The following is a 1,260-nucleotide window of genomic DNA, read 5'->3' as shown; positions in this document are numbered from 1 at the left end:
CTGGTCGGTGCCGGCCCGTGCCGTGGTGATGGCCGATACCGTGGGCGCCGGCGACACCTTCCAGGCGGCATTGATCGCCTGGCTGACCGAACAGCAGCTGGATTCGGTGGAGGGCTTGCAGCGCTTGAGTCGCGAACAGATCGACGGCATGCTCAGCTTCGCCGTCAGCGCCGCCGCCCTGACCTGCGGCAAGACCGGGCCGGACTTGCCTTATCGGCATCAGCTGGATTGAGATCAGGCCAGGACATGTGTGGCCTGCTTTTTCGGCTTCGCGGGCAAGCCCCAATGTCAGTCAGTCAAGGAGTTGCAGGTTCAGCACTGCCCCCGTAGCAGCTGCCGAAGGCTGCGTTCGGCTGCGAAGCAGTCGCAAAACCTGCTTGCACGGTTTGTCTGGAATACCGCAGCGCCTGATCTACGACCGCTTCGCAGCCGAACGCAGCCTTCGGCAGCTGCTACGGACCGCGTACAAAGCTTGACTGACGGGCATTAGCACAAGCCCGTTCCCACATAGATCGGCGTACACCCAACCAATCTAATAGGCCGGCCGGTCGGCCGCCTCAGCGTGCTTTTGATCTGGCTTTTGATTTACCCGCCCCTTCGGGAGGCCGAGTGGAGGCGTTCATCAGGGGGCAGGCGCGCAGCGCCGTTCGACGAAGTCGAACACATCGAGAGGAGGTCGAAGCGAAGCCGACCGGAGGCGATGCCCCCTGATGAATGCCGGAGCGAGGGAACACCGAGCCTTAGCGAGGTGCCGTACGCTTGGGGCAAGACCTTTGCTTCCTTTGGGCTGGGCCGGCACTCCGGCGTTTGCCAAAGGGAGTCGCTGTAAGAGCCAGCCCTTTCAAGGTCTTCGTTTAAACTCTCTTCCCACATCGTTTCGTCATCCTGGACCGTAGATGGGAGAGAGTTTAAACGAAGACCTTGAAAGGGCTGGTTATAAGGGCGGAACCCTAAGTGGCCGTTACCGCAGGAATGGATATGTACGCCGTCCAAACGCCAAGATCAAAAGATCGCAGCCTTCGGCAGCTCCTACACGGCGTCTGGAAAAGTGTCACGCCGTAAGGGCCAGCCCTTTCAAGGTCTTCGTTTAAACTCTCTCCCATCTACGGTCCAGGATGACGAAACGATGTGGGAAGAAGTCTTAGCGCGGTTTGAAAAAAAGGCACCGGCCAGTGTCATGGCCAAGTTGGCGCTGGAGCAGGCCATCCCGGCCGAGTGGGTCGATCAGGTGTTCGAGGAGCATCGTCAACGCCAGTACCC

General features: G+C 60.0%; 1 protein-coding gene. It reads left to right on the top strand.

Features of this window, described 5'->3' with window-relative positions:
• Positions 1-232 (top strand): PfkB family carbohydrate kinase (locus tag F8N21_RS30260; protein ID WP_224788291.1); only part of this gene is annotated, 232 nt, incomplete at its 5' end.
• Positions 233-1,260 lie beyond the last annotated feature (1,028 nt).

Source organism: Pseudomonas fluorescens (assembly GCF_902497895.1).
Lineage (GTDB): Bacteria > Pseudomonadota > Gammaproteobacteria > Pseudomonadales > Pseudomonadaceae > Aquipseudomonas > Aquipseudomonas fluorescens_BP.
Note: the sequence above shows the minus strand (reverse complement) of the source record. Positions and strands in the feature narration are given on the sequence as shown.